Annotated in this window: 8 protein-coding genes; 7 read left to right on the top strand and 1 reads right to left on the bottom strand. The window is 41.5% G+C overall.

Annotation, left to right across the window (positions count from 1 at the left end; all coding sequences use genetic code 11):
- The 6 genes from G5S52_RS23210 to G5S52_RS23185 all read left to right on the top strand — a co-directional run.
- The coding region (locus tag G5S52_RS23210; RefSeq protein WP_438590732.1) for a bacteriophage T4 gp5 trimerization domain-containing protein at positions 1 to 622 on the top strand (622 nt) is incomplete at its 5' end.
- Positions 623 to 1,186, top strand: a complete 564-nt coding sequence (locus G5S52_RS23205) for a DUF4123 domain-containing protein (RefSeq protein WP_165018832.1) — start codon at positions 623 to 625, stop codon at positions 1,184 to 1,186.
- Positions 1,187 to 1,190: 4 nt separating this feature from the next.
- Positions 1,191 to 2,849 (top strand): LysM peptidoglycan-binding domain-containing protein, encoded by a 1,659-nt coding sequence (locus tag G5S52_RS23200; protein WP_165018830.1) that lies wholly within the window; start codon positions 1,191 to 1,193, stop codon positions 2,847 to 2,849.
- A gap of 14 nt (positions 2,850 to 2,863) precedes the next feature.
- Entirely contained in the window at positions 2,864 to 4,957 is a 2,094-nt protein-coding gene (locus G5S52_RS23195) for a hypothetical protein (RefSeq protein WP_165018828.1), read from the top strand.
- Positions 4,954 to 6,147, top strand: coding sequence for an SEL1-like repeat protein (locus tag G5S52_RS23190; protein WP_165018826.1), 1,194 nt, complete (start codon positions 4,954 to 4,956; stop codon positions 6,145 to 6,147). The genes G5S52_RS23195 and G5S52_RS23190 overlap by 4 nt, the downstream gene beginning before the upstream one ends.
- Before the next feature lie 137 nt (positions 6,148 to 6,284).
- The gene (locus G5S52_RS23185) at positions 6,285 to 7,328 is read left to right on the top strand and encodes an SEL1-like repeat protein (protein WP_165018824.1); all 1,044 of its coding nucleotides are present in this window, start codon (positions 6,285 to 6,287) and stop codon (positions 7,326 to 7,328) included.
- Here G5S52_RS23185 and G5S52_RS23180 read toward each other — a convergent pair.
- Complete coding sequence (locus tag G5S52_RS23180) at positions 7,325 to 7,681, bottom strand: hypothetical protein (protein ID WP_165018822.1); 357 nt, start codon at positions 7,679 to 7,681, stop codon at positions 7,325 to 7,327. The genes G5S52_RS23185 and G5S52_RS23180 overlap by 4 nt on opposite strands.
- A gap of 283 nt (positions 7,682 to 7,964) precedes the next feature.
- On the opposite strand from G5S52_RS23180, the gene tssD reads away from it, so the two are divergent.
- Positions 7,965 to 8,168: type VI secretion system tube protein TssD (gene tssD / locus G5S52_RS23175; RefSeq protein ID WP_165015054.1), on the top strand; the 204-nt coding region annotated here is incomplete at its 3' end.

Below are 8,168 nucleotides of genomic sequence, written 5' to 3'. Positions count from 1 at the left end.
CCATGCCCAGAAGGACATGAACCTGCTGGTTGAGAATGACCGCAAGGACAACATCAAACATGACCTCCATCTGGATGTGGAGAATGAAAGGTTCCAGCACATCAAAGCTGACGATCATTTAACGGTCGATGGCAACACCATGACACACGTTAAAAGTGACAAAACTATCGTCACTGACAGTTCCCTACATATTAAAGCGGGGGCCGCCCTGCTAAACGAAGCAGGCAGCGAAATCCACTTAAAGAGTGGTCATAAATCAGTGCTGGAGGCTTATACAGAAGTCACGCTCAAAGTCGGTGGCAACTTCGTGAAGATAGATCCTTCAGGCGTTCATATCGTGGGTTCTGTTATCAACATCAACTCGGGTGGCAGTGCAGGATCTGGCTCGGGGTTTGGTGGGGTAATGCCGATTTTGCCGGGTGGGGTTGAGGCAGAGAAAACTCCTGAAGAAACAGAGCCAGTCCTTTTTAGCGCAACTCAGTATGCTGCCAACCCAAAACTTATATCTCCCGATGCTTTTGCATATCTATCAATATCCGATCGCCCTTTGGCAAAAATGTGCCAGAAAAGGCCTGACGGTAGCTGTCCTCGATCAGATTGTCCTTGTTTAAGGAGAAGCTAAATGGGAGTTTCACTAGAAAGCTTCTTCCAAAATAGTGGTAATAGATATTGGATTGTAGCGGATCCGGTTCGAGTACCTGAAATCAAAAGTTTTTTGTATCAACACGAACCTAAAGCCGATGTCATCACCTTATTGAGTGACCCGGCATTTGAACACTTGAAGGAAGTATCTCCGATTGCTTCTCCCTTAGAAGCCACGTTAGAACTCAAAACACGTTTAATGAATGATGAAGTATTTTCTTCTAGCTGTATTTTTCTAAAGGCAGATACACAAGTAGAAAATGATCAACTCATCGAACACTTGCGCGCGTTGCTTACAGTAACAGTTGAAGAATACCTTACGTACTTTAGATATTACTCTTCGAGTTTTTGGCGCATGCATGCAAGCGATATCAACGAAAGAGATCTTAATTGCATACTAGGCCCTTTCTCTTCAATAGCTTGGTTTACATCAGAATCATCCTGTTTATCTGTCATACACCCAAAGCATGTTGATATAGAAAACCTTAAAAAAGCAACCTCTCCTATCCGCCTTCACTCGGCAGTTTTCAAGGAATTAGTTTAACGATATGCCTGGTCAAACTGATACGTATTTAATTCAACAAGATGACTGCTTAAGTCTCATTGCTAAAAAATTTAATGTAAACGTTGAGGATCTAGCAAACCTCAACAGCGACCAGATTGAGAATGTCGATCTTATTTTTGCAGGCGACACCATCAAACTACCAGGTAATGAAGCCGCTCCTATCCCAGTGAAAACGGGCGAAAGAGTACCTCTTCCAGATCCTCCAAAAACAAATGCTTGTGGTAATGATCTTTGCGGTTCTAGCGCCCCTGAGTTCGTCGATATTCTTTATGTTCCTTCTCACCCAGAAACGAAAAATGGCGAGAAAAGGTGGTATGCAGTAACTGATGTGGCAAAAGAAGCGATCAAAAAAGAAATGTCGTTACTTGCCGAAGCTATGGTTGCGGATAATCGTGAAACATCTCTCCAAAATTTGAACAATCTTGGGATCCTCTCGAAGTTTGAAGCTAAACCACATGAAGCCTTTCTCAGTGAGAGTGAAGGCAAAAGGCTTCGCCATCTTGAATGGCTGATAAGCACAATAAATTCAGGTGCAGCAAAGCTTTATGAGGATGGAGGTCAAGACGGTTTCATTATTAAAGTTGCTGAACAAGAAAAGCTGGACTACCGAAAACTCTTAGGTAGAAGCGTATTTTGGGAGCAATTCAAACAGTTTTATTTGGATTACCACATAGGTGCTCGCGCTGTCCGATATGTTCTAGAGTCTACCGACTTGATCAAGGAAATTAGTGAAAAAGAAAAGCAAGCTAAACTCATGGAAAGAGCGAGATTATCTGTATTTCACGGTGTAGTAGATCACCTCAATGACAGTATTGAAGAGTTAAAAGAAAAAGCTATAAAGAATGCAAAAACAGTGACTTCTAAAGATGGCACTAAGTTTGTTTGGGATAAAGAGCGTCGCTATTTTACGAGTGAAAAACAAGAAACTGTTGCAAAGCAAATTAAAAAACTCGTCGATGCCCGTAAGTGGACAGAAGACGAAATTGCATTAACACCTCATGAAGAGGCATTATCTCAACTAAAGCGTTTCTGGCTCACACATGTGCCTAATTCTAATGCCCACCTCGCGAAAAAGCGACGCACACGCGTACCGTCTAAAGCAACTTACGCCTATGGTGTCACCAAGGCGTTAAGAAAATTAAACAGTCACGGCTATGTCATTAAAGAACAATGTCTCTCCTTTGATGAACTAGAAGGTTCATTGCCTATCCATCAAGGCCCTAAGGCACTCTCTGGAGCTGATAGTGCGTTCGGGAAATGGCGTGAGAATGACAATCTAGTGTTCGGAGTAAAAGCAGCAACACTTGATGAAAAAGGACTGATCGAAGAAGCAAAATTGAGACAAGAAATACTGCGTGAACTTGGTTTATATGGCAAAAAAGAAGAAATCACCCAAGCAGGTATACAACTAGCTTCTGATAATGTTGCTTGGGCATACTATCCAACAATAGCTCTATTGAGAGTTATTGACGCTACCTTGAAGAAACATATGTCTGCGTTGAGCTCAATTCTGAATGGCAGCGAAACTGTGCCCGGTATTTTCAATGAACTCCTCACAATAAAAAAATTGCCATCTACAGACTCAATAAACTCAAGAAAGAAGCAGAAAAAAGAGCAATCGCAGGTGATATTAGAAACATAGTTTTATTCGATGATATGCCAAAGAGTCTCCATCTAATATGGGAAGAACAGCAATACGCTCCAACCGAAATGAAAAGAGGGATATTTAGAAATGATGCTGGTGCCGCTGACCTTCAAGCCGTCGAGTGCAGCTTACTGTCTGATGGTGAGGTCAAATGGATACGCGGTCCAAGTTGGTTAATTCCTAAATCATCAGCAAATAAATCACATTTGGGTCACGTCAAGGATATCACTGAAAGTATCACTCTGGCAGATCCAATGGTGAGCAAAGATTCACCCGGAACGACATTGAAAGATGCTCTAAACGACCTAGGCAAAGGCCTAATCACCGCCCCCGAAGCTAAGAATGATTTCGTGCTGAAGCCTTTGAACTTAAGTGAGCAAGTGAAAGATTTTGATAAAGCTTTTTGGGAGGATAATTATCATTGGCAAGATGGTATCGGACCAAAGGGTAAATCGTCATCATACATAGCCAATGCGCAAGCTCAATTTTTGAGATTAACTGTCAGTCGATCTGGAGATTTAAACTTACCGGGTAGTGAGGTTAATGGCTTAAGCACTAACATGTCTCTCACTGGATCTGCTTCAGCCAAAGTTAAGCTAACGCTTCTGAGTGGTGAAATATCTTTTGCTACGTACCTTCCTAAAAAAGAGGGATTTCATTTAGAAATAGCCTATATTGCTCAGCCGGATAAGGCTAAAAAGCCAGAGAGAAGGAAATACAATGCGGGTCATTTCAGACTCAAACTCTCCACAAAGATTTACGGTGTAGCTGGGGCTAGTTGCATGCTATCCGGTAACCTCGCTTTTGGCCCCTCAGAAACACAGCCAGGTCAAATTGGGGTCAAAGGTAAAGCCTTCAAAGCCCCAGACTATAATGCGTATGTTAAAGGGGGGCACAATGTAAGTACTCGTGATGTCAATGGCCCCAAAATACCTCAAAGCATTTCAGCGCAAGCCGGTGCAAGCATTGACGTTTTTGCCGGAGTCGAAGCTGGAGGAATAAGCTCTACAGAAGTATCATGGCTGCCACCTGTGGTTGAAGTTAGTGGTAGTCAACATAATTCTGACTTTATTGAGCTCGGTAGTATTTCAGGACAAATTGCCGTCAACTACGGTATTGGTTTTTCGGGTGAGTTGAGAATCGGATTTCACAATGGACAATTTTTTCTTATCACCGCAGCAAGGCTCGTGTGTGGTCCTGGCGTAAGTGGAAAAGTTGCTATCAAAGTGAATCCAGTCAATGCCGACAGAGTTGTTGATTGTCTGCTCGCTATTTTAAAAGAAAGTGGGTTTAAATACGTCGAAGTGCTGGGTGATATTGACGTAGATGGCAACAATAAAGACTTCGAAGAACTCAATCGCGTCCTCACCGTAGCCATGGCATTGGGTTTGACTTTCGCTGAGGTCTTGCTGCTGCCTACTAAAACTTACAATGATTATCTTCAAAGCGTATTAGAAGAAGATTATGCCCCAATGATAGCGAAACACATTGTCGAACGTCCGAGTTCAAAAGTGGAAACATGGGTGAAGAATTTGCCACCAGAAACACTCTCAAGATTGTTCCTCAGCTTGAGCAATAAAAAGTATGACACCTGGCGAGCTTCTCCCAATACCAAGTATGTGCCAGGCTTTTTAGAAAAAGATGTCAAAGTGCTTCAGGATGAGTTGCTAAAAGCGCAGGCCATAGTGAAAATCATGGAGTGGATATCTCCGATAGATGGCAAAGACAAAGATGCTAGATGCTCTCAATTTGAAAAGTCTCTGATACTGATGGAAGGCAACTTGGAGAGCGCGAAAAATCGTCTTGAGAGATGTCGACGATTTGCCGAAGGCTGGAGTACATTAGCAGAATTTATCTCTAATCTCGATACAGTAGGACTAAGTGACAAATCAATAGAAAGTGCAAAAAATATAAAGATAGATTTCAACGCATTTGCCCCTAAATTGTGCTCGAGGATGAATCTATATGTGAATGAAAAGAGCTATATGGCAATTGTGAAAGATGTCATTCTATATAGAGATACCTCCTCCGAGAACTACAGTGAGGTTTCAAACAAATTGAAAAAGGACCCAAACTGGAAGAAAAAGGCTTGGACGATACAATGACAATTAAAAAAAAGCACTTACTCATAAGCTTATCTGTTCTCATTGCTTTATATATTTTCTATGAAATCTACCCCAGTGGCTTTCAGCGAAAAATTGCCGAAGGTCCAAGTTTTCTATCAAAGCAACTGTCTTCATATTTAGAAAACAATAAGGTTAATAGTGATCCCTATGCTGCCAGTCGATATCGTCCAGAAGACCCACTCTATGCCCCGCTTTTAGCTATCCAATATGGAGACAAAGAGAAAGCGGAAACTCTGCTAGCACCTTTGGTAGAAAAAGGCAATTCAGAAGCCATGTTTTGGCTAGCAGAAATCACCTACGGACAAAGTATCTACTCAGGTGAAACTGCAGGCGAATTATTTATAAAAGCCGCCAAACTCGGCAACCCATACGCAGCGATTAGATTAGACAGTAGAGACATTGAATGTACTCGATATATGGAATCTCACTGCAGCGAAGAATGGGGAGAAAAAGGAAGAGTAATACTGAAAAAATTGGCCGATACCGGTGATGCCAGAGCTGGATATGCTCTTTTTCTGCATGATGTGATGTTAAAAGGTGGTAACAGAACGGCTGTAAGCGAAGAGAGTTTTAACGTTTTGGCAAAAGCATCTATTGATGGTGTAAAGTATCATTACTATTATCCGCTCATGGAGCTAGCAAGTCTATATCGTCAAAGCTACAACTACCCCATTTGGGTAAGCAGCAGTGACACAAATGACAATACTCAAGTCTTACCTGAGGAAGACAGAGAGGTTTTAAAAAGCCTATATAAGCTACCTGCAAAAAACAATGATGCATATGCTATTAATCTGAATTTACCTCTTGCAAGCAATGGCGAAAATGCAGTTATTGACCAAGACTATACTGACAGCCAAATCCTACGAACATTACCACTATTAAGTAAGGTTTATGAATATGGACCTGCATTTGCTAGAAAATCCGAATCAAATAGTTTGGCGTTGATACAAGGGGCTGCATGGGCAATAGTTGATGACTTTAACCGTAATGGCCATAACTTTGATTATGGTAGACAGTTTCAGATATATGAATATTTCATAACTAATGAATATAATCAGAGATTCTTAGACAAGAATGATCTTGAAAGAGCACGTGAATTATCTAAACAGATAATAGAGACCCTAACGCCAGTAATCTATCTCGATGAAAATCAAACTGATATTTTTTAACCATTTCATATCCCTATAGAAACCCTCTTTTTTCCTACTAAAAAAACCAGCATACGATTGTATGTTGGTTTTATCGGTAATATAGAGCGGAAAAGTAAGGATAAAGTCCAAGATTAGATAGTAACTTAGGAAGTCTAATGAGAAAAAATATTTTAATATCATTTATTTTTCTGGTTGGCTTAATAGGTGTTGCATTATTTTCAGCCAACTCTCCCTCAAAGGAACAAGATAGAGGTCCTAAAGCTCTAACTCACTTCTTTGCAGAATCGTTGAAAGAGCCATTAAGTGACCCTTACACTTCAAGCTTGTATCGCCCAGGGGAAATCTTGTTTGAACCTCTCCTAGATTACCAGAATGGTCGTTTAGATCGGGCAATACCAAAGCTAAAAAGCTTGTCTGATAAAGGGAATGCAGATGCGATGTACTGGTACGCCAATCATTTGATGAGGGTGAGTGTAAAATCTCGATTAGATGGGTACAAATGGTTTGAAAAGTCAGCAAAGCAGGGAAATCCCTATTCAGCAATGATGTTAGATTCTGCGAATGAAACTTGTCGTACATATTTTGGCAGTTTGTGCGAAGCTAGTTGGGGAGAGGTGTCTAAGCAGTTACTGAGAGAAAGAGCGGAACAAGGCGACATTAGAGCTAAATATTATCTTGAAAAACCAAAAGATCCGTTTATCAGTAAGAATTTTTCCAAATGGATTTCTCTAATTGAAGAAGCCGCAAAGGAGAACTTCTTTGCACCTGTTATGGAGTTGATCTTTGTTTATGAAAACCAAAGTAAGTTAAACAAGGAGCAAAGGAATGATCTCCGTCATGTCTTGACTTTCATGGCAAATCGAAATTTTGTTCCCGCTTATGATCGTCTTTATGTTTACTCGGATTCTCAAACTACTTACGATGAAGCAATCAAGTTAGGCTCCAAAGCGCAGCTAACCGATAGGGCTTTAGAATGTGGTGAGATTAGTGACACTATTAGTGATTCTGACCTAATTGATTGTTTATCAGAAGGTTATACCTTAGAAGAGGTTTACAACGACTCATTGCCTCTCCGATTTATTCACACCCCTAACAAACCAGAAATTATTGAGAAAGCAAAACTTAAATCCACTGAATTTATAAAAAGTATGACACCAATGATCTACATTGATGAAATGCATGAAAATGGCTTTTATTAATCCTTCAACAACTTCCCCTTAACCCCATTAAACACCGCCAGTACACGATCGTGTGCTGGTTTGTGATCGGCAATAAATGACAAGCATGTCAGCGCACTATCCTCATAGTGTTTCGGTAGTGCCAAGTTCAGATCGCTAGCGATAGCTCGAACATAGTCCAGTTGCTTCTTTGAAGGTAATTTCAACTCATCAGGGATCGCATCTTGAATCGTGTCTGTCAGTTTCTCGGAAAAGTCCGGCCAGTCATTGAGGTTGATCTTCGTTTCCTCTGCCAACCTCAGAAAGCGTTGCTGCTCTTCGCTAAGCGAATAGGTAAAGGTGACTGCGCCAACCGAAAACTCGACTTCTTTCATTTTTATGCTCTTATCGAAACTGCTGTTTTCTCGATGCTATCAATGCAGTCGCTTGAATGTTGTCTGACTCCTGCGAGTTTTCATCCATGAGTTTCCCTCTGATCTTTCGGCCAAATCTTGCTCGCTGAGCAACTTTTCGCCCAACCCACAAGCAATACCTTGCTCTCCCTTTTTCTGGAGTCGGCTAAGTCTCTGTTTTCATTAAACTCCATCACTGGCACACCCCTTGCGTTATTACCCACGTAGTAAACAACCTCCTCCGAATTTTTATAGGGAAATTAAGATGCCAACTCCTTGTTATATCGCCATCGAAGGCAAAACCCAGGGCAACATCACTGCCGGTGCCTTCACCGCTGACTCTGTCGGTAACATCTACGTAGAAGGCCATGAAGACGAGATGCTGGTGCAAGCCTTTGACCACATCGTGACTGTACCCACTGACCCACAAAGCGGTCAGCCGTCAGGTCAGCGTGTTCATAAGCCGTTC

Source organism: Grimontia sedimenti, assembly GCF_011045095.1.
Classification (GTDB): Bacteria; Pseudomonadota; Gammaproteobacteria; order Enterobacterales; family Vibrionaceae; genus Enterovibrio; species Enterovibrio sedimenti.
The sequence above is the reverse complement of the archived record's forward strand: the minus strand, read 5'-3'. Positions and strand labels throughout refer to the sequence as shown.